The organism is Arachnia sp. (genome assembly GCF_057238465.1).
The window spans coordinates 46,599-70,849 of sequence record NZ_DBHHFZ010000006.1; the positions used below are offsets into that span (position 1 = coordinate 46,599).

17 protein-coding genes and 1 CRISPR repeat array are annotated in these 24,251 nt (G+C 64.2%); of the genes, 9 read left to right on the forward strand and 8 right to left on the reverse strand.

Annotation, left to right across the window (positions count from 1 at the left end; all coding sequences use genetic code 11):
• Positions 1-57: 57 nt before the first annotated feature.
• The 3 genes from ACO6D6_RS07920 to ACO6D6_RS07930 all read right to left on the reverse strand — a co-directional run bounded on the left by ACO6D6_RS07920 (position 58) and on the right by ACO6D6_RS07930 (position 4,985).
• Positions 58-1,689, reverse strand: coding sequence for an AMP-binding protein (locus ACO6D6_RS07920; RefSeq protein ID WP_484784701.1), 1,632 nt, complete (start codon positions 1,687-1,689; stop codon positions 58-60).
• Positions 1,686-3,617, reverse strand: a complete 1,932-nt coding sequence (locus ACO6D6_RS07925) for a (2,3-dihydroxybenzoyl)adenylate synthase (RefSeq protein ID WP_484784702.1) — start codon at positions 3,615-3,617, stop codon at positions 1,686-1,688. Before ACO6D6_RS07925 ends, ACO6D6_RS07920 begins: the two co-directional genes overlap by 4 nt.
• Before the next feature lie 66 nt (positions 3,618-3,683).
• Positions 3,684-4,985, reverse strand: coding sequence for an MFS transporter (locus ACO6D6_RS07930; RefSeq protein WP_484784704.1), 1,302 nt, complete (start codon positions 4,983-4,985; stop codon positions 3,684-3,686).
• Between the two features lie 151 nt (positions 4,986-5,136).
• Here ACO6D6_RS07930 and ACO6D6_RS07935 point away from each other — a divergent pair, with 151 nt between their 5' ends.
• From ACO6D6_RS07935 to ACO6D6_RS07955, 5 genes are all read left to right on the forward strand, one after another.
• Positions 5,137-5,841 (forward strand): energy-coupling factor transporter transmembrane component T family protein, encoded by a 705-nt coding sequence (locus ACO6D6_RS07935; protein WP_484784706.1) that lies wholly within the window; start codon positions 5,137-5,139, stop codon positions 5,839-5,841.
• A complete protein-coding gene (locus tag ACO6D6_RS07940) occupies positions 5,835-7,277 on the forward strand; it encodes an ABC transporter ATP-binding protein (protein ID WP_484784708.1) in 1,443 nt (480 codons plus the stop codon). Before ACO6D6_RS07935 ends, ACO6D6_RS07940 begins: the two co-directional genes overlap by 7 nt.
• A complete protein-coding gene (locus tag ACO6D6_RS07945; protein WP_484784710.1) occupies positions 7,277-7,909 on the forward strand; it encodes an MptD family putative ECF transporter S component in 633 nt (210 codons plus the stop codon). Before ACO6D6_RS07940 ends, ACO6D6_RS07945 begins: the two co-directional genes overlap by 1 nt.
• Before the next feature lie 79 nt (positions 7,910-7,988).
• Complete coding sequence (locus ACO6D6_RS07950; RefSeq protein ID WP_484784712.1) at positions 7,989-9,755, forward strand: ABC transporter ATP-binding protein; 1,767 nt, start codon at positions 7,989-7,991, stop codon at positions 9,753-9,755.
• A complete protein-coding gene (locus tag ACO6D6_RS07955) occupies positions 9,748-11,487 on the forward strand; it encodes an ABC transporter ATP-binding protein (protein ID WP_484784714.1) in 1,740 nt (579 codons plus the stop codon). The genes ACO6D6_RS07950 and ACO6D6_RS07955 overlap by 8 nt, the downstream gene beginning before the upstream one ends.
• Positions 11,488-11,497: 10 nt before the next feature.
• Here the strand turns inward: ACO6D6_RS07955 and ACO6D6_RS07960 are convergent, their stop codons facing one another.
• Positions 11,498-12,226, reverse strand: coding sequence for a 4'-phosphopantetheinyl transferase family protein (locus tag ACO6D6_RS07960; RefSeq protein WP_484784716.1), 729 nt, complete (start codon positions 12,224-12,226; stop codon positions 11,498-11,500).
• A gap of 159 nt (positions 12,227-12,385) precedes the next feature.
• Here ACO6D6_RS07960 and ACO6D6_RS07965 point away from each other — a divergent pair, with 159 nt between their 5' ends.
• The gene (locus ACO6D6_RS07965; RefSeq protein ID WP_484784718.1) at positions 12,386-13,747 is read left to right on the forward strand and encodes an AAA family ATPase; all 1,362 of its coding nucleotides are present in this window, start codon (positions 12,386-12,388) and stop codon (positions 13,745-13,747) included.
• 31 nt (positions 13,748-13,778) lie between these two features.
• The gene (locus ACO6D6_RS07970) at positions 13,779-14,363 is read left to right on the forward strand and encodes an RloB family protein (RefSeq protein WP_484784820.1); all 585 of its coding nucleotides are present in this window, start codon (positions 13,779-13,781) and stop codon (positions 14,361-14,363) included.
• Positions 14,364-14,479: 116 nt separating this feature from the next.
• Here the strand turns inward: ACO6D6_RS07970 and ACO6D6_RS07975 are convergent, their stop codons facing one another.
• Positions 14,480-16,255, reverse strand: a complete 1,776-nt coding sequence (locus ACO6D6_RS07975) for an ABC transporter ATP-binding protein (RefSeq protein ID WP_484784720.1) — start codon at positions 16,253-16,255, stop codon at positions 14,480-14,482.
• 1,190 nt (positions 16,256-17,445) lie between these two features.
• Positions 17,446-19,073: direct repeats of the CRISPR family, unit length 37 nt; unit sequence GTCTGGAAGCACCGCGAACCTTAAAGCGGATTGAAAC.
• 235 nt (positions 19,074-19,308) lie between these two features.
• Between ACO6D6_RS07975 and ACO6D6_RS07980 the strand changes: the two genes are divergently transcribed.
• A complete protein-coding gene (locus ACO6D6_RS07980) occupies positions 19,309-19,815 on the forward strand; it encodes a GNAT family N-acetyltransferase (protein WP_484784722.1) in 507 nt (168 codons plus the stop codon).
• Between the two features lie 13 nt (positions 19,816-19,828).
• Here ACO6D6_RS07980 and ACO6D6_RS07985 read toward each other — a convergent pair whose 3' ends face one another.
• Genes ACO6D6_RS07985 through ACO6D6_RS07995 form a run of 3 tightly spaced genes read right to left on the reverse strand, consistent with a single transcriptional unit; the run spans position 19,829 to position 23,473 of the window.
• Positions 19,829-21,712, reverse strand: a complete 1,884-nt coding sequence (locus ACO6D6_RS07985; RefSeq protein WP_484784723.1) for an ABC transporter ATP-binding protein — start codon at positions 21,710-21,712, stop codon at positions 19,829-19,831.
• Positions 21,713-21,731: 19 nt separating this feature from the next.
• Positions 21,732-22,301 (reverse strand): DUF4276 family protein, encoded by a 570-nt coding sequence (locus ACO6D6_RS07990; RefSeq protein ID WP_484784724.1) that lies wholly within the window; start codon positions 22,299-22,301, stop codon positions 21,732-21,734.
• On the reverse strand, positions 22,295-23,473 hold the full coding sequence (locus tag ACO6D6_RS07995; RefSeq protein ID WP_014847773.1) for an AAA family ATPase: 1,179 nt from the start codon (positions 23,471-23,473) through the stop codon (positions 22,295-22,297). Before ACO6D6_RS07995 ends, ACO6D6_RS07990 begins: the two co-directional genes overlap by 7 nt.
• Positions 23,474-23,673: 200 nt before the next feature.
• On the opposite strand from ACO6D6_RS07995, the gene dcd reads away from it, so the two are divergent.
• Positions 23,674-24,249, forward strand: a complete 576-nt coding sequence (dcd, locus tag ACO6D6_RS08000; protein ID WP_484784726.1) for a dCTP deaminase — start codon at positions 23,674-23,676, stop codon at positions 24,247-24,249.
• Positions 24,250-24,251 lie beyond the last annotated feature (2 nt).

Here is a 24,251-nt window from a genome sequence, read left to right on the forward strand (position 1 = left end):
CTCCAGGCGGCCACCTTGGATTGTGCACTCGACTTCCGCCCAATAGGTTAGGGTAGCCTATACTTCCTTGTCAATGCGCCGAGTCGCCCCCAACGCCCCCTCTCCGTCAGCGGGACGCTTGTGAATCTCGAAACTGTCGGGCAGGTAGTAGGCCGCAAGTTTCGCCCCATGCAGGAACCGACGCAGTTTGAGCGTCTTCGGGTATCTGCCGGTCTCGTCCGGGACGACGGTGACCACCGCCCGGGTCGCATGCCCGAGAACCTCGTCGTCAACGCCGATCAACTTGGCCTCCACAACCTGGGGATGCGTCAACAGAACGCTCTCCACCCGCCCCGGGAAGATCTTCTCGGCGCCGCGATTGATCTGGGGTTTGCAGCTTCCGAGCACCGTCAGACGCGGTTTGTCGAACCCGGCATCCGGCATCTGATGCTCCACGATGTCGCCGCTGTGATACCAGCCATCGGCATCGAAGATTCCACGGGCCCCCTCCGGAGCACCGAGAAATCCCGCGACCGTGTAAGGGCCACGGCACAGCAGCTCCCCACGGGACCGTCCCTCGCCGTCCGGGGCGGCATCGACGCCGCTGGACGGGTCAACGATCCGGATCTCGTCCCGCTCACTCATGGGCACCAGCCGGTGCTCGGCGACACTGGCTCGGTCCATGTCCAGCGGGGAGTAGGCCACCAGCCCCTCGGCCATGCCGTAGACCTCCTGAACCCGCACCCCGAGCCCGGCCTCGACCCGGGCCGCCAGCGTGAGGTCGAGCGGCGCCCCACCAACCCAGATAACCCTCAGGCCCGCCACGGCCGCCGGGTCATCTCCTGCTGCTTCGAGCCACGGAACCAGCAGGGAGGGAACCAGTGGGGTGTGTGTGCAACCGTGGGCTGCCAGCAGGGGCCAGCAGGTACTCGGCGTCGGGTCGGGAGCGAAAACGACGTGGGCGCCGGCCAGCAACGCGCCCATGATCCCGGGAGAAGCCATGGTGTAGTTGTGGGAGGCGGGAATGCCGATCAACATGACCGCATCAGCGGTGAGTGCGCAGGCGGTGTTGGACAGTTCCACCGAGCACAGATAGTCCTCGTGACGCCGCACTATCGGCAACACGTCGGGGCAGCGTGGCCCACCGATCTGGATCAGTGCCGGGTCCTCGGCCCTGCACGACGAGGTGGCTTGCACATCAATGCCGGGTTCGGATCGTGGTCCTGTGGCGATGGGGATCTCGTGCATTTGCAGGACCCCGTCGAGGTTCTTCACGGTTTCCACCGCAGCTTCCCGCATGGCGGAGAAGGTCACCTCGGCGGGGGTCAGCAGATGGCTGGCACCCACCGCCCGGGCCTGTTCGGTCAGTTCGGAGGCTCTCAGCGACTCGGTGGACATCACCGGCACCGCCCCGGCCTCAATCAGCCCGAGGAGACATTCCAACCAGGCAACCGAGTTCGGCAGATGCAGCAGCACCCGCTCCCCCGCCGCGACACCGTCGATGGTGAACCCGGCGGCGGCCTCCTGGGCCCTGCGCCACAGCCCACCGTAGTCGAGGCTCCTGTGCTGGTCGGTCGCGGCGGGACGCCCTGGATGCAGCAGGGCGTGGTCAGCAACCAGCCCGGTGATGGTTCGCTCGCCCCAGGTCCCGTCGGCGCGGTACTCGTCGGCTTTTGCGGCGGGTGGGGGCATCGGGTCGCGCGTCATCATTCATCTCCCTTCAACAGCTTGCCGCGGTCGTTCTTGCCGACAGCGGTCACCGGGAGCTCGGTGACGATCTCGATTCTGTCCGGGTGTTTGAACGAGGCCAGCCCGGAGTCACGCAGGTGGCGACGGATCGCGTCAATGTTGAGTTCCGAACCGTCGCGGATGGTCAGGAAGGCGACGATCCGTTGTCCCATCAGGTCGTCGGGTTGGCCGGTGACGGCGGCATTGATGATGCCGTCCAGCCGCAGCAGGACATCCTCCACCTCCTCACCGAGGATCTTCTCCCCGGCACGGTTTATCGTCTGGACCGCACGCCCCTCGACGATCACGTCCCCATCGCCGGTGATCCGCACCAGGTCACCGGTGCAGTAGTAGCCGTTGGCGTCGACCGCTTTGGCGGTGGCCTGCGGATTCCTGTAGTACCCGGAGATGGTGTAAGGGCCGCGGGTGCGCAGTTCACCGATCTCCCCACGCGCGACGGGCTCGCCTGCCGGGTCGAGCACCAACAGCTCGTCGGCCTCGCTCATCGGGTGACCCTGGGTGGTGAGCCGGATCTCCCGGGTGTCGTCGAGGTCGGTGTAGCAGACCAGGCCCTCGGCCATCCCGAACACCTGCTGCAGGCAGCCCGGGAAGGCGTTCTCCACTCGTTCGGCCGCCGAGACCGTCAGCTTGGCGCCACCGATCAGCACGGTGCGCAGCGACCCAGGCGCTTCGGCGCCGCCAAGGTGATCGACCCACAGCATGGCAATCGGAGGCACCAGGGCCACCACATCGACCCGATGACGATCGATCAAAGGCAGGCAGATGTCCGGCGACGGCGAGGCCGCGAGCACGACGGTGCCGCCGGCCATCAGCACTCCGAGCGCCCCGGGGGATGAGTTCGCGTAGTTGTGGGCTACCGGGAGAGCCGCCAGGTAGACGGTTTCCTCGTCGATCGCGCAGACCCGATTGGACAGCTCCAGGGTCAGACCGTAACCATCCATGAACCGCGCAATCAGCTTCGGAACACCGGTCGATCCGCCGGAGACGAGCAGGAAAGCCGCGTCCTCGGGATGTGTTCCCCACGAGGAACGGTCCACCTCAATGGCCGGATCATCGGTCACCAGGACCTCCGGGTCGGTCCAGACCGCGACCTCCATGTCCCCGGACAGGCCGGCCGCCACGCCACGGGCGATACCGCCGTGATCGGTCCCGAGCCAGCGTTCGACCGTGACGATTGCGCGGGGTTCGATGGAGCGGGCGAAGGCCGCCAGCTCCACTTCTCGATGCCCGGGCAGGGCCAGCAACGGAACCGCACCGAGCCTGACCAGGCCCAAGTAGATGGGGTAGAACTCGATGATGTTGGGCAGGTAGCAGATGACATGTTCGCCGGGGCGCACCCCACGGGCGGCGAAGTTCTTGGCGGCTGCATCAATCTGGCGCCACAGCTGGGCATAACTGATCGATGCGTGACCGTCGGTGATGGCGATCTTTGCCGGGTGGGCGTCGACGGAAAGCGCCAGCATGCCGTCGAAGGTGCGCCCGCGCCACAGGCCGTCGGCACGGTAGCGGGCCGCCCGGTCCTCGGGCATGGGCACGAAACCCGGCCGGGGTGTGGTCAAGGGTTCCCAGTCGCGTTCCCGGTATCCGGTGGTGAAACCCGCATCCGCTTCGACCTCACCGGTGCTGATCGTGCCCACCGCGCACGCTTCGGGTCCTCGGGCGACGAGGGCTTCCCAGCTGCCCAGTCGCTGGTCGTGGGCCATCGTCGCGTAGTCGACCTTGATCCCGGCCCTGCCCAATCGCTGCACCACGGCGATCAGCCGCAGCGAATCCATGCCGTAGTCGGACAGCGACTCCTCGGGGCCGATGTCAGCGATCTCGTCGCGTTCAGCTCCCAGCAGCTCCGCCAGCAGCTCGTGCAGAAGATCCACAGGATCCGTTTTGTCCACCCAAGGCTCCCATTCGACGTGCTCGGGCACCACTCGCCCAACCCCAGATTTTAGGTAAACCTAACCTTAGCTTTTCGCGGCCTCACTCTGTCTCCCGGCCCCACGGTTCGCCAATGCCCCGGCCACCAGCCGGGCGCGGCGGCGAACCAGACCCCCGAGCCAGCACGCGGCGACCACACCGCCCAAGCTGGCGACGGCGAACGCCACGAAGACGGCACCGGCCGGGCTGGCGATTCCCTCCCCGGCCGGGATGCTCACCAGCAGATAGGAGCCGATCACCGGGGCGAGAACCGCACCGAGCCGCCCGACCCCCAGGGTGAACCCCAGCACGCCCGTCCGCCAATGGGCGGCCACGGCTTCGCTGACGAGGGAGTTGACCAAGTTCTGGGCAGAGGGAGAGACCATGCCCAGCACCGCCACGACGAACATCATCACGGCCCCGTCAACCAATCCGGATGGCAGCAACACCAGACAGACCGCCCCGGTCACACCGGAGATCACCGTCAGCGTCAAAGTTCCGAACCGGGTCGCCAGCAGACCCGTCAGCAACGAACCGAGAACCGCCCCCGTGTTCAACACAAGAGTCAGCTGAAGCGCACCATCGAGCGGGACGCGGATCTCGGTCATCAGCTTCGTGAGCCACGTCATCAATCCGTAAAAGGAAAGCAGGAAACAGAAAGTGGCGGCCATGCCAGCGATCGCCGGGGCCAGCAGCTCCCGCAGCGGCACGCCACCGTGGGGCTCCGGGGAGGCATCATGCGCCACTTCATGGCCCATGGCCTCGCATTCCGGATCAACGATCCTTTTGAGCACGGAAAAGAGCAACGGGATCAGCACCGGCCCAATCACAGCCCCCACGACGAACAAAGGCCGCCACCCGACGTGGGATGCGGTCAGCCAAGACAGCAGACTCGCAGCGATACCGCCGGCCGGGATGCCTCCCATCACCACGGAGATGCACAGCGAGGACATCGACGACGAGCAGGCGGACCGCGCCATGGCCATGCAGACCGGCATCACCACACCCAGGCCAGCTCCCGCCAGCAGCCTCGTCCCCGTGAAGAGCACCGAGTCATGTACCGAAGCGGTGCACAACATGGCGGCCGAGAACACCGAGATGCCGCACACCAGCACCCTGCGTTGCCCGTACCTTGAGTTCAACCACCCGGCCGCCAGACCACCCAGCAGCATTCCGATGAACACAGCGGAACCCGCCACCCCGGCCAGTGCGGTGTCCATCCCCAAGGATCCATCACGCAGCAGGAAGGGCAGCAGGTTCCCGTAGACACCCAAGTCATACCCCTCAACGAGCATGGCCGCGGCCGCAGCCAACACGACCCGCCAATCAACCTTCTGCGCCTTGGGCACACTCGCCTCATCTCGTGTTGATGCACCGCTGGAAACAGCTTCCAACGGCATGCAATTTAGGTTAGCCTAAGCAATTGTGTCGATGGTCGATTCCCTCTCGTCGGGTGGGGTTACAAACCCCTGCCCTGCTTCTACGGGGAATAACCGTGCCATGCCGCCCTTCCCCACCAAACCCGACTTCCGAGCGGGGTTGGTCATGCTGGCCGCGATGGCCTTCGGTACCGGCCTGGTCCAGGTCCCGGCCGGTACCGCCCTGCTGACCGCGTACCCCGTCGCCCTGGGGTTCCTGCTCGGGTCGTCCCGGCTGTCACTGCAACTGGCCGGGAGCTACGTCGCGTTGCGGGTCCTGCACCACCTGTGCCTGCTTGGGGCGCACCTGCCGTTGGTGCCGTGGCTCGGGATCCTGCTGACCCTCTCGGTCTACGGCTTCCCGGCGCTCGCCATGGGCTTGGTGGTCTTCACCCGGGTGCCGATGGGTGAGGCGATGGCGGCCTTGGGAAGACTGCGGCTGCCGGGCACCTTTCTGGTGGTCGTCATGGTCATCTATCGCTACGTCCCCACATTGCTGGGTGAGCTCAGGACCATCCGTTCCGCGTCCAGGCTGCGGGGTTCGGAGGCCCGGTGGCGTCGTTGGCTGCGTCACCCGCTGAAAGAACTGGAACACGGTGTCGTCCCGGTTCTGATGCGTTCGGGACGGATCGCTGACGAGTTGTCGGCGGTCGCGGAGTGCAAGGGCCTCGATCCCGGGCACCGTCGTTCCGCCATGACCGTCCCGCGTCTGGAGGCCGTCGACTGGGTCCTGATGGCACTCACTCCCGCGCTGGTCGCAGCCGTGAGGGTGTGGGTGAGATGGTGATCGAGTTCGCTGAGGCCACCGTCTCCTACTTCGGTGACGACGAAACCCTGCTTCCCGCGGCGCTCAGCGGCATCGACCTGGTCATTCCCGCTGGTCAGAGCGTCCTCGTCACGGGGGACTCGGGTTGCGGCAAGACGACCCTGCTGCGCTGCCTGAACGGCTTGGTGCCCCACTTCTTCGACGCCCACGTCACCGGGAGCATCACCCTCGACGGCGTCCCGGTGGCCCAGCTGCCATCCCGCGACCTCGCCTCCAGAATCGGCACCGTCTTCCAGGATCCCCGTTCCGAGTTCTTCACATTCGACGTGGCGAGCGAGCTGGCCTTCTGCTGCGAGAACTTCGCCATGCCCTCCGAGGAGATCGTCCGCCGGGTCGGCGAGATCGCCTCGGATGTCGGGATCACCGATCTGCTGGGCCGCCGCATCGCGGGGCTCTCGGGCGGGGAGAAACAGAAGCTGGCGATCGGATCCGCGATGGCGCTGAACCCCCGGGTGCTGCTGTTCGACGAACCATCGGCGAACCTCGACCTCGACGGCCTCGACATGCTGCGCGGGGTGATTCTCGACCTCAAGGAAAAGGGAGTGACGACGATCATCGCCGACCACCGTCTCTCCTACCTGGACGGGGTCATCGACCGTTGCATCGTGCTGGAGACCGGCCGGGTCACCGCCGACATCACCAGCGACCGGCTGGGGCAGCTGCCCGACGCCTGGTTCGCCGACCACGGGCTTCGCCGGCTGCGCCGAACCGAGTTCCGGCCGGCGCCGCCGGATCCCTTCGACCAGGCCGGGCCGAGGATCCGGGACATCCAGTTCGCCCATCCCCGGTGCGCGCCGCTGTGGCGCATCGACGAACTGACGCTGCCCGCCTCCGGAGTGATCGGCATCACCGGGGCCAACGGCGTCGGCAAGACCACCTTGATGAAGGTCCTGCTGGGGCTGCTGAAATCCCGGGGAAGGATCGGCTGGGGCGAAAGGACCTGGACCAGACGCCAACGCATCCGCGACTGCGCCCTGGTGATGCAGGACGTCGAATACCAGCTGGTGGGTGAATCGGTCTGGGACGAGATGCTGATCGGTTCCCCTCCGGGACCTGCGACCGAGGCCCGGGCCGTCGAGCTGCTGGCCCGCACCGGTTTGGAGGAGTTGCGTGAACGTCACCCGCTGACCCTGTCGGGCGGGCAGAAGCAGCGCCTCGGAATCGCCCTGGCCTGCATGAAACAGGCGCGGGTGATCTGTCTCGACGAACCCACCTCGGGCTTGGACGCCGGGAACATGCAGCGGATCTCCGGTCTGCTGCGGGACGTGGCCGGGGACGGCGCCCTGGTGCTGGTCATCACCCATGACGCCGAGTTCATCGAGTCCACCTTCGACCACACCGTCCACATCGACGGCCACCAGGTCGTCCTGGAAAAGCTCGCGAGAAAAGAGGAATGATGAGCGAGTCAACAGAATCCACACAGCCCGCTGCCCCCACGCCGAACCGCAGGAACTCCCCGGTCCGCGACGCCGTCACCATCGGCATCTTCATCGCCTTGTACATCGTGCTGTTCTTCATCTGCGGCATGACCATGGGAGCCATCCCGCTGATCATGGTGCTGCTCCCGGTGATCTTCGGAATCTTCGGCGGCCTGATCTTCATGGTCCTGCTCGGCAAGGTGCAGCGCACCGGCATCTTCCTGATCACGGGCCTCATCATCGGGCTGATGATGATCTCCATGGCCCCCGGCGGCGTCATGTGCTACATGACGATCGCGGGCGGCGTGGTCGCCGAGGTGATCTACCGGCTGATGGGCCACAAGTCCTTCGCGTCCATGACCGCGGCCTACACGGCCTTCGTGACCTTCTTCGCCCTGGGCGAGTACATCCCCTTCGTCTGGATGAAGGAGGCCTACCTGGAGCTCTACGCCAACAACCCCACCCTGGATGTGGCGAAGGTGGGGATGGACATGCTCAATCCCGCGACCATGGTCATGTACTGCCTGATCGCCATCGTGGCCTGCGTCGCCGGGTGCTTCTGGGGTCGCGCGCTGACCCGCAGGCAGTTCTCCCGCGCCGGAATAGTCTGACGGGTCACGCCCGGCCAAAACTGGACGGGCTCCCTCTCCCCCGGAAACCGGAACTCCCAATCCCATCAAGGAAGGAAACATGGTCGCCACCGTTCCGCGACAGAATCCGACGAGCGTCTGGGAACTGATCAGATCCGCGCACACGGCGATGTTCCTGGGCGGCGTGGTCGCTTTCATCGGGGCGGCGCTGAAAATCGTCCCCTACATCGCGCTCGTCGAGATCGGGCGCGGATTTCTCAATGGCGCATCCGCCGCGCACCACTGGGCCTGGTTCACGGCCGCCGTGGTGTCCATGGTCATCCACGGGATCGCCTACACCGGGGCCCTCGGGGCCACCCACATCGCCGAGGCGAACCTCCGCAACGAGCTGCGGTTGAAGCTGGTGAACAAGCTCCCTCGCGTCCCGCTGGGTTGGGTCAACGACCGTTCCTCGGGGCAGATCAACCGCGCCGTCATCGGCGACACGGAACAGATCCACACCCTGGTGGCCCATCTGGCCGGCGACATGATGAACTCGGCCGGGACCGTCGTCGCCGGGTTCGGTTACCTGCTGTGGCTCGACGCCCGTTTCGCGGGGCTGCTGATACTGGCCTGGCTGCTGTTGCTGGGCATGTCGACGCTGCCCGCCACGAAGGGCATGAAGCAGTCCTTCGACGAGTACTCCGCCGCCCAGCGGGAACTGTCCGCGGTGACGGTCGAGATGGTCGACGGCATCAAGGAGGTGAAGAACTTCGGCATGACCGCGGATGTCTTCGGCCGGTTCGACGCCGCGGCCCGCAACCACGCCGACGTGACCATGAACTGGATGCGCAGATCCGGGGTCAGCATGGCGATCATGGCGGCCGTCATGCAGCCGGCCGCGATGCTGGCCCTGACCATCGGGTTGGGTTTCTGGTTCTTCCACCTGGGTTGGGTCACCCCGATCACCGTGGTGGCCTTCGCCCTGGTGTGGGTGGGGATCCCGGAGGGCCTGACCAGCCTGGTCCAGATCTTCCAGCACATCTACGCGGCCAAACAGGCCGCCAACTCCACCCTGGAGATCCTGGGCACCCCGGAGCTCGCGACCCCCACCACCCGGGCCGCGCTGACCGCCGATCCGTCGCTCATCGAGGTCGACGACATCACCTTCGGATACGAACCCGACAATCCCGTCGTGAAGGGCGTGACGCTGACCTGCCGGCCGGGCACCGTGACCGCCCTGGTCGGTCCGTCCGGGGGTGGTAAGTCCACCCTGGCGAAGCTGATCGCCCGGTTCTGGGATGTCGACTCCGGCGCGATCCGGATCGGCGGCGCCGATGTCCGTGAGCAGACGGATGAGCAACTGATGGGTTCCATGGCGTTGGTCTTCCAGGACGCCATGATTGCCTCCGACACCGTCGCGAACAACATCGCGCTCGGCAAACCGGAGGCCACTCGCGAGCAGGTCGTCGAGACCGCCCGGAAGGCTCATGTCCACGACCGGATCACGGCCCTGCCCAACGGCTACGACACGATGCTGGGGACGGGCGATGGGTTCCTGTCCGGCGGCGAGGAGCAGCGGCTGGGCATCGCTCGCGCTTTCCTGTCCGCCCCACGGATCCTGATCCTCGACGAGGCCACAGCCCAGGCCGACGCCCACTCCGAGCTGGAGATCCAGCGGGCCATTTCGGGGCTCGCCGAGGGTCGCACCGTGGTGATGATCGCCCACCGGTTGTCGACCATCCGGACCGCCGACCAGATCGCGGTCATCGACGAGGGCCGGATCACGGAGTGTGGTTCGCACGACGAACTGATCTCCCGGGACGGGCACTACGCCCGGCTCTGGGCCGCCCAGCAGAACACGATGACAGGAGGCCGGGATGCTTGAGCGTTTCCGGAAATACCTCGACCGCCCGCAGACCGTCTACACCCTGATCCTCGGCTACACCGTCGCCGCGGTGCTGCAGGGCCTGGCCTTCGGCGCACTGATCTGGTTCCTGCGCGGATTTCTCTCGGACGATCCGTCCAGCGCCACCGGGGCGTTCTGGTTGCTGATCGCCCTGGGGGTGGTCTCCTTCGCCACGATGTCCGTGACGATGATCGCCGCCAACAGGATCTCCGCCTACGACGTGTGCGGCAACGTGATCGCGAAGATCGGACAGCGGGTCTCCGGGCTGCCGCTGGGCTGGTTCGACTCCGGGGCCACGGGCCGGGTCTCCGCCGCGGTCACCCGCGAAACCGACGCCCTTTCGCACCTGGCCTCCATCGTCTTCCCGCAGCTCATCTCCTCCTTGGTCACCCCCGCCACCGCCGTCGTGGTCACGCTGATCCACGACTGGCTCCTGGGTCTGGTGATGGTCGTCGTGACCCCGGTCGTGTGGGGGCTGTGGCGCTGGGCGATGCCACTGATCCGCCGCGAGCAGGAGCTCACCCCGAAGGTGAGCGCCGAGACCGCACACCGCATCATCGAGCAGGTCCGGTTGCAGCCGGTGCTGCGCGCCCAGGGACTCAACGGAACGAGCTGGGAACCCCTCAAAAAAGCGCTGCACGACGAGCACGCCACGGTGAAGGGATTGATGGCGGCGCAGTCACGGCCCTCGGCGGCGTTCGGGATCCTGGGGCAGGTGTTCTTCGCCGCGGTCCTGGGCACCGGGTTGGTGCTGGCGCTGGGTGGGCGGCTCGACGTGCCGGGTTACCTGGCCATCGGCCTGATGGCGGCCCGTTTCACGACCCCGATCTCCCAGTCGGTGCTGTACGCGGCCGAAATCCAGAAGTCGATCGTCAGCCTGGATGCCATCGGTGCGATCGTCGATTCTGCGCCGCTGCCCGAACCTGACGAACCGAAGGTCCCGCAGGGCACCACGATCCGGTTCAACGACGTCCATTTCGGTTATGTCGCGGACCAGCCGGTGTTCTCCGGTTTGTCGCTGACCGTCCGGGAGAACGAGATCACCGCATTGATCGGGCCGTCGGGCTGCGGCAAGTCGACCGTCACCCGCTTGGCCGCACGGTTCTGGGACGTCGACGGGGGCTCGATCACCATCGGTGGCGTCGACGTACGGGACATCCCAACCACGAAGCTGATGGAGATGACCTCCATGGTTTTCCAGGACGTCTACCTTTTCAACACCACCATCACCGAGAACGTCCGGATTTCCCGTCCCGACGCGACCGACGCCGAGGTGGCCGACGCACTCCACCGGGCCGGACTCGACCAGACGATCGCCCGGCTGCCGGACGGCGCCGGCACGCAGGTCGGGGAGGGCGGCCAGAAACTGTCCGGCGGTGAACGGCAGCGCGTCTCGATCGCCCGTGCCTTCCTGAAGGACGCACCGATCCTGTTGCTGGACGAGATCACCTCGGCCCTGGACGCCGAGAACGAGGCCGCGATCACCGCGACCCTGGGCGAATTGTCGCGGGGCCGGACGGTCATCGTCATCGCCCACCGCCTGTCGACGGTGATGCAGGCCGATCACATCCACGTGCTCTCGGGTCGCGAGAACGGCACACCGACGCGGGTCGTGGAAGAGGGCAGCCCGGGTGACCTGGCCGCCGGGAACGGGGTTTTCGCCTCGCTGCTGGCCGATTTCAAGCAGACCGCTCGTTGGCGGGTCCGTTGAGTATCCGTCGCTACGGGGCGGCCTCGGGCACCGTGGTGCACAGCGCCGCGCGGTGACCGGGCATCCCCGGGAGCGCCAGGTCGTGGATGCGCAGCCCCGCGACGGGGGTTCCCGGGACCGTTCCGGCACCCACGTAGTCGCGGGAGATGCCACGCGACAGGCCGGTTCCAATGGCCTTGAGCAGGGCCTCCTTGCGCACCCAGACGCGCGCGAATGCCTCGGGGCGCGCATCGGCGGGAAGGTCGAGCAGCTCCTCGGTCTCCTGCGGATGAAAACCCGAACCGACCTGCCCTGCCGTCCGCCCCTCCGGGATCTTCTCCACGTCCACCCCGAGCGGAAGATCGCCGAGACCGATCAGCACGACAGAGCCCGTGTGGGACAGCGAGAACTCGACCCCGTCGACCGATGGCTTCCCGAACTCGCCGGTGCGGATCCGCACATCCGCCGCGGGTATCAGCGTCGCACGCCCCAGCACCTCGCGCAGCAGCACGTGCGCCCCGGCCCACGCCTCCCCGAGCCCGGGGAACACGAACCGCGCCGCCCGTTCCGCCTCGTCGCGCGAGAGCACGTCGCCCCGCCGGCGCGCCCACGCCGCCCCGACCGCGGTGTCGGCGAGCAGCACCACCGCTGACCCCGGCCCCGGAAGACATCGAACACCCGGCAGTCCCGGCGGTTCACCGCGGTCGCCGTCCACACCCAAACGTCGCTTCAGCTCGGCGACGGAAGGGGTAGCGGCCATGCCGCAACGCTAGCGGAGCTCTCAGGTCGGGGTTCGTCTCCAGCACACATCGTCCACAGCCCCACGGGGAAGATCCACCTTGAAGCATGTACGGGCATCCAAATCCACCATTTGGACGGAACCCGACACATATAGCAAGAAATAATGCATAATTGCTGCATGCTGCTGCTTCAGTTCAGCTTGTCGAACCATGCCAGCTTCAGGGATGAAGCCACCCTCAACCTCGTCTCGCACACCCTGAAGTCCCAAGTGCCGCGCGACTCGCACTGGTTGCGCCACGTCAGCCGGGTGGCCGCGATCTACGGTCCGAACGCCTCCGGCAAGAGCGCCCTGCTGCACGGGATGCGCTTCTTCACCTCGATGGTTCGGAACTCAGCGACCACGTGGGCGGGAGACTCGAAGCTGCCCCGAAGGCCCTTCCTGCTGGACACCAAGTCCGCCAACCGACCCTCGACCTTCGTCCTGGACTTCGTCGTCGACGACGTCCGCTACGAGTACGGTTTCAGTCTCACCGAACACGAAGTCACCGAGGAGTGGCTCCGAGGTTATTGGACGTCGAAACCCACGACGCTCTTCAACCGACACGGCGGCGACATCGAGGTGGGACGCAGACTACGCGGCGGCGCCGCACTCCTGAGCCGGATCACCGGCCCCCGGGAGCTGGTGTTGTCCCGCGCCTTCACCGCAAGGCACGAGCAGCTCCAGCGACTGGCCAGCGAGATCATCGGGGGGTTCGAGTTCGTGTCCTACTCCGAGCAGGCACGGGAGGAACGTCTTCGGCAGCTCACGACCGAGCTGGCCGGGGGGCGTTTCAAGTCGGACGATCTCGTCACGTTGCTGCGCGTGGCCGATGTCGGGATCTGCCATGCGGAGGTGAGCGAACGGGAACTTCCCGAGTACTTCAAGGAATTCCTGATGAACCTCGGCCCGGCCACCGACGCAACGCAGCCCGAGGCCCCGGAGGATGACACACCTCACGATCCCACCCGTCTGGTCCTGGAGGCCGACCAGTTCGAGGAGTTGATCATCCGGCTTCGTCGCGCCCTGAGATTCCACCACCTCGGGATCGACGGGGCCTATCCCCTGGATCTGAACGCCGAGAGCGCGGGAACCCTCACTTGGCTCGGCCTGGCGGTCCCGGCCCTGGCAAAGCTTCGCAGCGGCGGGGTGCTGTGCATCGACGAACTCGACGCAAGTCTCCATCCGCAGCTGGCGCAGGTGCTGGTATCCATGTTCACCGACCCGGACATCAATCCTCACGGCGCCCAGATCGTTTTCACCACGCACGACACGCACTTCATCGACAACGTGAACCCAGCGCGACTCACCCCCGAGCAGGTCTGGTTCACCCAGAAGGACGCGCAGGGGGTCAGCGACCTCTTCAGCCTCGACGAGTTCCCCACCCGAGCCGAACAGAACCACGCCCGCCGCTACCTGTCGGGACGCTACGGAGCACTCCCGCGCCTCGCCCCGACCCAGGTTCGGCACCTCGTCGGCGTCCAGGAGCAACTGCCGATATGAGCAGACGACAAGAACGCCGACCGGCGAGGTCATTGAACCGGCGGACCGGAACCCGACGAGAAAACCGCAGGCTCTTGGTGGTGACCGAGGGAAAACGGAGAAGGAATACCTCGAAGGTTTCATGCAATTCCTTCGCCCCAACCGGACGCAGGTGACCGCGATTGACGTGGTGGACGGCAGAGGAGAACCGAGCAAGGTACTCAAAACCGCGAAGGCACGATGTCATTCACGCGCCAATGACTATGACGAGGTCTGGTTGCTCCTGGATGTCGACCAGCACGCAAAGCTCATCCCCGTTCTCCGGGAAACACGGCAGGAGAACTTATCAGCCGCCGTTTCCAACCCCTGTTTCGAGGTCTGGCTCCTCTGGCACTTCGAGGACTGGACGCAGGAGGGCTCCAGCAGCGAGGTCCAGCACGCCGCCAGACGCCACGGCTTGGGCAAATCCATCCCTCCGGCCTTTCCTTACACCAAGCATCCCGAGGCGAGACGTCGGGCCTCACGCACCCCGGTCGGTGCGAATGAAATCGGACGGAACCCCTCCACCGCCCTGCCCTCCCTGCTGGAATCGATTCTCCGGGACAGCCCCGGAGGGGCTTGTTCACAGCCATCATAAAACGTGCTCTGATCAAGGGTTTCACCGGCCGACACACCGCCTGTGAATAAGCCTCCATGTTCCAAGTTTTTGTCACCGTCCACAAAACCCACAACATCCCAGCCGAAGCTGGAGGCCTACCCATCCAGGTAGCCCTTCGCCTGAACTGCATACATCTTTGCGTAGACACCGCCGGTCGAGACCAGCGAACTGTGCGTACCGCATTCGATGAGCCTGCCCCCGCTGATCACCAGGATCTCATCAGCCATGCGGACCGTCGAGAAGCGATGCGAGATGAGAATTTTCGTGGCCCGCGACTCCTCTGTGTTCATCTGTTCAAACACGGCTTCTTCGGCCTGCGCATCAAGCGAGGCCGTCGGCTCGTCGAGGACAATGATTGGAGCGTCACGGAAGAGGGCGCGTGCCAGCGCCACGCGCTGCCATTCACCCCCCGACAGCTGACGGCCCTCGCTGAACCATTTTCCAAGCTGCGTATCAACCCCATGCGGTAGATCTTCAACTACGTCCATGAGTCGGGCACGCCTGGCCGCGGACAGGATTCCTTCGCCGTCCTCCATTCTCTCCAGCCACCCAAAACCAATGTTTTGACGCAGAGAGGTTTCATACTGAATGAAGTCCTGGAACAGCACCGCCAACTGCTCGCGATAGGCATCCAGGTCAATCTCCCGAATGTCGACACCGCCCAGGAGAATACGACCAGACGTCGGTTCGTAAAGGCGCGTGAGTAGCTTCACGATCGTGGATTTCCCCGCGCCGTTCTCGCCAACGAGCGCGACCGTTCGCCCCGGGGAGAAGGTGGCGGAGAAGTTCAACAATGCTGCCTCTGCTTGGCCGGGGTACTGGAAAGTTACATCGTCGAAGACAATCTCCTGAGGTTCCACCGTATCGCCACCCCTCAAAGCCGGCCTCGGCGAGTCTTCGCTTTGTTTCTGGGTGGGCGAGAGGTCCAGGAAGTCGAACAGGTTGCCGAGGAAGAGCGTGTGCTCGAAGAGCTGTCCAAAACCTCCGATGAACATCTGTGCAGCAGCCGTGACTGCCGATATCGCGCTGATATAGGCGGCAAGACGACCCACATCACCCACCGCGAGTGAGTCAGATATCGCGAAGAAGATCGCCACGGCTGTGACGACAACACCCAGGAGCCCCGAGAGGACACCCGCCACGTCACGCTTGCGCTCAATTTCCATATCGACCGAATAGAATCGCCCGAGCAGCTGCCGGTAGGTGTTGATGAAATGCGGGACCAGACCGAACAGACGTGTCTCTTTATACGTCTTGTCGTTTGTCACCAGCGCAAGGAGATACTGTCCTCTACGTCTTTCCTCGGAACGGTTGCGTTCCACCTGCCAAAGCCGCTTCACGAAAAGCTGGTTCACCAGCACGGGCAGCACGGGCGACAGGAGGACCAGCAACGCCACCAACGGATTCCAACTGACAACAATTCCGGTGACCGTCACGAGCGAGATACCGCCCGACACGGTGGCCACCAATTGCGAGAACAGCTGGTAGGGGCGGCTGGTCGCCTCACGCGTAGCGAGCTGAAGCATGTTATACACTTTGGGATTCTCAAAATCCGGAAGACTCAGTTCCCCTGACTTCTCCATCAGCTTCAGGTTGAAGGTATTCGACACCTTCTGCTCAAGTGAGGCCTGCCAATAGCTCTGCAAGGTGGTGAGAATCAGGCCAAAACACGCAACGAGCCCAAATAGCAATGGGTAGATCAAGAGGTCTGCGGCGTCCGCAGCATTGAGGACGGCATTGACCGTAAGTCCCAGAAGCACAACTTGGACTGCGGGCACGAGGGCGTCGATCGCGGTCGAGACAAGTATGCCGAGGACGCCGCCGCGTCCCGTCGACCAAATGAGCCGCAGTACTCGAATCCAGTTATTCAACACTCATCTCCGATCTTCCCAGTGCGCACGGCGCGGAGGCCTTGGTTTCGGTTGGACTGCTATAAGTTTTTCGGATGGTGGCAAAATCTTGGATCATGGTTTAAACCGCCGCATCAGTTTGCCTCTCTTGTCTTGATGGACTTCACTTGGGGCGCAACACCCAACCACCGAAATGAAAACCGGTTTGATTGTAGCAGGCTTCAATCCATGAAACCACATCCTCGATCGCTTTTCTTCCGGCACGGTAGAATTTTCTGGTTGACGAGGAAACTTATTCACATCCGTTCTCAAGTGTGCTTCGGCCAAGGGTTTCGCTAACCGACGTGCCGCCTGTGGATAAACCTCCAGTTGCCCGCGCCGAGGAGAGTTCCTGCTAAACCCGCCGATGCCTATGGGAAATCAGACGGGATGACTGGCGCCTTGCGAAGGGAGTCGCGGGCCATGGGGCGGCAAAGTCGGTTAGGTGGGGGTTTGGGTGAATAGTTTGATGGCTCGTTTTGGGCATCTGGCCAAGGCTCTGGTGGTTGAGGCGATGGATGTGCCGGGGTCGTGGAAGATGCGGATGAGACCGACGGACTGCCGATGGCAACGTCTGCCCCTTCTCCAGACCCAGACCGGCCAGATCGCGGGGAATCAGATCGGCGGCGCGCCCCTTACGCCATCAAACTGCCGGCCGACACCCCCCACCACCGCCAGGGACAAGACCGCGGGGCAGAGCGTGACGCACACCCCGCCGGTGACGAGGATCAGTCACGTTCTGGAGGACACAGGCCACAGGCTGGCGTGACAGGGCAGCGGTGGTGGCGGGTAGCTGACATCGACGCGGACTCCCCGGGGTGAAGGGTTGATCAAGCACCGCTCATCGCCCCCTGCAGGGCCCGCGCCCCCGTCAAACCACCCAAGCCACCGAGTTTGCCGATCCCTGAGTCACGGGCCCGTCACGGGATGGGATGGCGTGGGGGTAGGGTTGGAGGCAGCCGGCGCTCCCGGCTGCCTGCGGGTGTTTTGGAGACACCCCCGGACAGGGGTGTTGGAGAACGACCAAAAATGGCTTCAGGTGTGTATGGCACTTGACTAGGGGTTTTACCCCTTTGAGGACAGGTTCTGTCCTCTGGTTGGAGGGGGTGAGGAGGGGTGGTGTGTAAAACCGCTGCAACGGGGCTTGTCAGGACGGCGTGTCATGGGGTAGGGTCTGGAAGCACCGCGAACCTTAAAGCGGATTGAAACACTCTAGCGGATCTCCGCCAAAGCCCTTACGCAGAAGTCTGGAAGCACCGCGAACCTTAAAGCGGATTGAAACCTGTGCCTCAACCAGGGAGGCGAGGTGGACTTCCTTTGTCTGGAAGCACCGCGAACCTTAAAGCGGATTGAAACACCTCTTCCGGGTCGTACGCCGCCGAGAATCTTGTCTGGAAGCACCGCGAACCTTAAAGCGGATTGAAACATAGTGGACAACTTGTTAATGTGCCAACCAGTGAGCTGTCTGGAAGCACCGCGAACCTTAAAGCGGATTGAAACGCGAGAAGGTATTGCCACCTTTCGAGCGACGTCGAGTCTGGAAGCACCGCGAACCTTAAAGCGGATTGAAACAGATTCGTTTGCATTGAATCTTATGTTCATTCCTGTCTGGAAGCACCGCGAACCTTAAAGCGGATTGAAACCTGCACTCGGTGGTGCCAGCCTTATTGGCGTCGTCTGGAAGCACCGCGAACCTTAAAGCGGATTGAAACGTCACAGAGGCCACACCTGGTAAACTTATTACCAAGTGGTCTGGAAGCACCGCGAACCTTAAAGCGGATTGAAACCCAGCTCGTCTACCTGGCCCAGTTGCACGGCAGGTCTGGAAGCACCGCGAACCTTAAAGCGGATTGAAACCGGTTGTTCTTGGCCCAGGCCAGGAAATACTGCATGTCTGGAAGCACCGCGAACCTTAAAGCGGATTGAAACCGCAAAATGAAGTTGCGCTTGAGGGAAGTGCAGTACTCGTCTGGAAGCACCGCGAACCTTAAAGCGGATTGAAACAGAGGTCAGAGTCTCCATAGGTCCCAGAACATCCAGTCTGGAAGCACCGCGAACCTTAAAGCGGATTGAAACGTCCACGAAGGACGCCACCAAGCCTATTAGGTCTGGAAGCACCGCGAACCTTAAAGCGGATTGAAACGAGACCGAGGCCTCAGCCTCTTTTCCACTTCCGAGTCTGGAAGCACCGCGAACCTTAAAGCGGATTGAAACAAAAGCGCTCTTCTTGGCCATGATGGCCTCCTTCCTTGTCTGGAAGCACCGCGAACCTTAAAGCGGATTGAAACTACTGGGGGCTTTCTTCTAGTGGGTAACTTTGTTAATGTCTGGAAGCACCGCGAACCTTAAAGCGGATTGAAACAGCCCCTTCATGTGGGGCCTCCTTTCAAACTACGGGTCTGGAAGCACCGCGAACCTTAAAGCGGATTGAAACCCGGTGGAGTATCCAACTCGAGCCATTCCAGACGTGTCTGGAAGCACCGCGAACCTTAAAGCGGATTGAAACCCCAGCGTCTTCTCGCCCTGGAGTCGGAGTAGGCGAGTCTGGAAGCACCGCGAACCTTAAAGCGGATTGAAACCCCGAGTCGTGTCTCCGTGTTTCGTACATAACCAGATGTCTGGAAGCACCGCGAACCTTAAAGCGGATTGAAACAAGTCCTTGTCGAGAACGTACGTCAATTTAGGTCCGTGTTTGGAAGCACCGCGAACCTTAAAGCGGATTGAAACTCCTGACCGTCTTGGCATTCTACTTCATTGCCATCTGTCTGGAAGCACCGCGAACCTTAAAACGGATTGAAACAATATCCAGTTAGAATAGGGGGTATAAGGTGCTTGGGTCTGGAAGCACCGTGAGACTTGTTCACAGGCGGCGTATCGACCAGCAAAACCCCAGCCAGAACCCACCTGGCAATGGCCGTTCACAAGTCTCACGACACAAACTCATGTCCCACGTGTTCGATTGAACCTGTTTTTCGTCACCGCCCAGGAAACGTGCAGCACCCCAATGACACGCATCGGGTTCTAGGCTGGGCGCCATGAGAACTCCCCGGCTGGTCGCGGACGACCTCGTGCTCGAGGCACCGGACGTGGGTGACGCCGACGACTGGTCGGATGCGCAGGACGACGAGTGCGCCCGCTGGTTCGGGTGGCCGTGCCGGCCGGGTCTGGAACGCTGCCGGGCCCATCTGGAACGGGTCGCGAACGACGCGGAACCCGATTCCTTCACTTGGGCGATCCGCGTCCCGGCCGGGTTCGCGGGAGGAATCGACCTGAAACTCCACGATGGCCGCTGGAACGTTTCCTATTTCGTGCACCCGGCCCATCGGGGACGTGGGATCGCGACCCGCGCACTCCGGCTCGTGTGCGGGTGGGCGTTCGACGGCCTCGGCCTGGACGTGGTCTCGACGCGGGTCCGAGCCGGCAACGCCGCGAGCCTGCGGGTGCTGGCCAAGGTGGGGTTCCGCCCGGCCGGGGAGGAAACCGGCGATGACGGCCACGTGGAGGTGCTCCACGAGCTGACCGGGAGCACCCACCGGGTGTGATGACGCTGAAACCCTAGCCGGAGGCGTCGAACTGGTGATGGTACAGCCTGGCGTAAGCACCGTCGGCGGCCAGGAGTTCGTCGTGGGTGCCGCGTTCGGTGATCCGGCCGTTCTCGAGCACCAGGATCAGGTCCGCGGAACGCACCGTCGACAACCGGTGGGCGACCACGATCGCGGTGCGGCCCTGCCGCGCGACATCCAAGGCCTGCTGGACGAGGCGTTCAGAGGTGGAGTCGAGGTGCGCGGTGGCCTCGTCGAGGATGATCACGGGCGGCGACTTCAGCAGCAGCCGGGCGATCGCCAGTCGCTGCCGCTCCCCGCCGCTGAGCCGGTAGCCCCGCTCCCCCACCACGGTTTCGAGGCCATCGGGGAGGCCGCGCACCAGGTCGGCCAGCTGTGCCCCCTCGAGGGCCTCCCACAGCTGCTGCTCCTCGGCTTCCGGCAGGGCGTACTGGAGGTTGACGCGGATGGTGTCGTGGAACAGGTGCGCGTCCTGGGTGACGTATCCGACGGTGTTGCGCAGGCTCGCCTGCTTCAACCCCCGCACGTCGGCACCACCGACACGCACCGCCCCGTGATCGACCTCGTAGAGGCGCGCCACCAGGTGGGTGATGGTGGTCTTGCCCGCCCCGGACGGCCCGACCAGCGCCACCGTCTGCCCGGGTTCGACATAGAAACTGATCTCACTCAGCACCTTGTCGCCGCGTTTCTGTTCCCTTTCGGCCTCCGAGGTGAGGGATGACAACGACACCTCCGAGGCCGTGGGGTAGGTGAACCACACCTTGTCGAACTCGATGCTCGGCGGACCCGGTACGTTGATCGAGTCGTGGGCGTCGTAGATGGAGGGTTTGAGGTCCAGCACCTCGAAGACCCGTTCGAAACTGACCATGGCGGTCATCAGGTCGATCCGCAGGTTGCTCAGCTGCGTCAAGGGCCCGTAGAGACGCGCCAGGAGCGCCACCATGGCGGTCAGGGTACCGAGGCTGAGCCGCCCCTCGATGACCGCGTTGCCACCCACGCCGTAGAACACGGCGGTGGCCAACGCCCCCGCCAGGGTCAGGGCGGACAGGAAGATGCGCACCATCATCGCCATCTGCACCCCGTCGCGGGCCAGCTGCCCGGCCTGGGCATCGAACATCCGGGACTCACTGCGCGGGTTTCCGAACAGTTTCACCAGCATCGCACCGGAGACGGTGAAACGCTCGGTCATGGTCTCGGTCAGCTGCGCCTGATGGTCCATCCTCAGGCGCGCCAGGCGGGCCGTGCGCCGCGCCACCAGTTTTGCGGGCACCAGGAACACGGGCAGCAGCACCAGGGCCGCCAGGGTCAGCTGCCACGACAGCAACAGCATCGAACCCAGGACGAGCAGCAGGGTGGCGGCGTTGCTGAGGGCCTGCGAGAACGTCGACGTGAACGCCTGCTGCGCACCCGAGACGTCCCCGACGATGCGGGAGACGAGCCTGCCCGTGCTGGAGCGGGTGAAAAAGGCCAGCGGCATGCTGTTGACACGGTCGAACAGCTGACATCGCAGCCGGTGGGTCAGGCCCTCCCCGATCCGCGCCGAGCACCAGCGTTCCAGCAGCCCCAGCCCCATGCCGACCAGCGCCAACCCGGCGACCACCAACGCCAACTGCACGACGAGATCCGCGTTTCCCGCAAGCACCCCGTCGTCGATGATGCGTTGGAACAGCAGCATCGGGAGCACGGTGGTGGCGCTGCCTCCCAGCACAGCGACCGCGAAGACGACGAACCACCCCTTGAACGGTCTCGCCTGCGCAAGCACCCGGCGTGCCGTACCGCGGGAGAAATGGTGATGCAGCACCGAGTGGTCGCGGGCGAGGGGACTCAACATGGCCCCCTCACCACGGCTCACGCCAAGTCCGTCCAGAGGTCTCATGCGAAGAGGGTAGACCCCTTCACCGACTCAATTTCAATGCCGCGGCCAAGTCGTCCTCAAAACGGCCATAAGAGGGGCTCCTGCGACGCAACAGATCAAGATCCATGAGTGCTGAAAACTTCGGCTGGTGCAGCGTCTCCCGGTATGACTCGGTCATGTGCAGTTCGAGCTGTTTCTTAGCGTTGCGGGGCTGCTCGGGATCGGCATCGAAGCGAGCACCCTGTTTGATCGCCCGACTTTCACCGAGAGATTCAAGGGCCGCCAGGAACCATGCCTCATATTCCCGCACCGCGACGGCGATGACGGCTCGTTCCTGCCCCAGCTGCTCCTGAGTGCTCTTTCTTGCCGCCTCCCACTCGTCGTCGTCCGCGTCGTACAGCACAACGACGATTCCACTCTCCCCCACCCGCGCCCGCTGGATCCGAACAGCCGCGAGAACCTTCGGCGTGTGCATCTCTGGTCGATGGATCCTGTGAGGTTTCCCGACCTCGTGTCCGTATTCACCTTGCTCCTCACAGATGCGGCGGATCAGCACCGGGAGGGCCTCCACCTCGCCGTGGCCCTCCACCACGGAAGCAATTCTCACCATGCGACGCCACCGATTTCCGGCTGGAGCTGATCCGCACGAACAAGCTCACCCGCGGTGAAGAGGGATTCCTTCAGCGCTACCTGCGCCGCCGCGTCAGGCCGATCCACGACAGTGGTTCCCGAGACCGAACGCACCGCTAGCAATTCATCGACAGTGATGGACGGCGAATCGAGCAGGTCGGGGCTGTGGCTCGTGACAAGGATCTGTCTTCGCTGGCTCGCGTCGCGGATCGCGTCGAGAAGCAGACCCGATGCCGCCGGGTGCAGGGCGGATTCCGGTTCCTCGATCCCGACCGGGCTCATCACCTCCCCCGTTCCCGCGAACAACGCCACCAACACCCCCAGGGCCCGCAACGTTCCATCGCTCATCGAGGACGCCTGGAAGGACCAAGGGTTGGCGGCTCCCTGCACCTCCTGCTGGAACTCCAGGGTTTCCCAGTTGGCCACACCAACGCGCTGAATCGCCTTCACCCCGGGCACGATGTGGGACAGGTACTCCTCGATCCTGGCCTTGGCGGGCAGATCGGTGCGTCTGAGCCGTTCGATCACCGACGCGATGTTCGACGCGTCCCGGCGGAGCAGGTCTCCGGGGTCGGGTTTCTGGACGACCCGCATGGCCTCGGGGGCGGGGCTGAACACCCCCATGGACGCGAGCCCGTCGAAGAGCTGCCTGAACGGTTCCTGCCCGGAGAGCGCCACCAGCAGAAGCCGGTCCGGGAAGATCCTGGGCAGTCGTTCCTCGGAACTGCTCATCAGCTGCCCGGCGCGCGTCTCGAAGAACCGGTCCTCCGAACCGAATTCGCCGGAACGAATGCGACACATCTCCCGGGAAACGCGATATTCACCGCCTTTTGCCGCCCCGATCTCGAACTCGTACTCACCTGCCTGCCGTCCTGCGCCCATCACGAAGGTCATGGCAATGGTGAAGTGCGTCGGATGCCCCGTTGAACGGCGCCGCACCTCGGCGATGCCGCCGCGTTCCCTGAGCGCATTGTCCAAGTTTTCGCCGAGCGCCTGGCTGGTGAACCTGAGGGCGTCGAGCACATTGGACTTTCCGGACCCGTTCGGACCGACCAGCAACGTCAGAGGCCCCAGAGACAGGTTGCAGATCTTGATGCTGCGATAGTTCTTGAGCCGGAGGCGGTGCAGCCGAAACATGGTATCCGGGGACATGAATCCAAGGTTATCCCGCGGCCTGCCCGAGGGGGTGCCAGCGGATGAGGCGTCGCAGGATAGCCGCGCCGGTTGTCCCGGCGGATGGTGAAAACCGCGCCGGAACGTGTCTTGAGAGGAGCAACGAACCAGCTACGACACCGGGCTGGCCATTGGTCGGCATCCCCCGGCCCCGGCCCCGTAACCATTAGGCTCAGTGCATGCTTTTGAGCGACCGAGACATCCTGGCCGAGGTGACCGAGGGGCGGATCGCCTTGGAGCCGTGGGATCCCGCGATGCTCCAGCCGTCGAGCATCGACGTGCGTCTCGACCGGTTCTTCCGGGTGTTCGAGAACCACCGCTACCCGCACATCGACCCCGCCGAGGAACAGCCCGAACTGACCCGGATGATCGAGGTCGGCGACGAGGAGGCCTTCGTGCTGCACCCGGGTGAGTTCGTGCTCGGTTCGACGTGGGAGCAGGTGAGCCTGCCCGCGACGGTGGCGGCACGCCTGGAGGGCAAGTCGTCGCTGGGTCGGCTGGGGCTGCTGACCCACTCCACGGCTGGTTTCATCGACCCGGGTTTCTCCGGACACGTGACCCTGGAACTGTCGAACATGGCCACGCTGCCCGTGAAACTGTGGCCGGGCATGAAGATCGGCCAGCTGTGTTTCTTCCGGCTCTCCTCGGAGGCCCAGCACCCGTACGGCTCCAAGGAGTACGGCTCCCGCTACCAGGGTCAGCGGGGCCCCACCCCGTCGCGTTCCTACCTGAACTTCCACCGCACGAAGATTTAGGG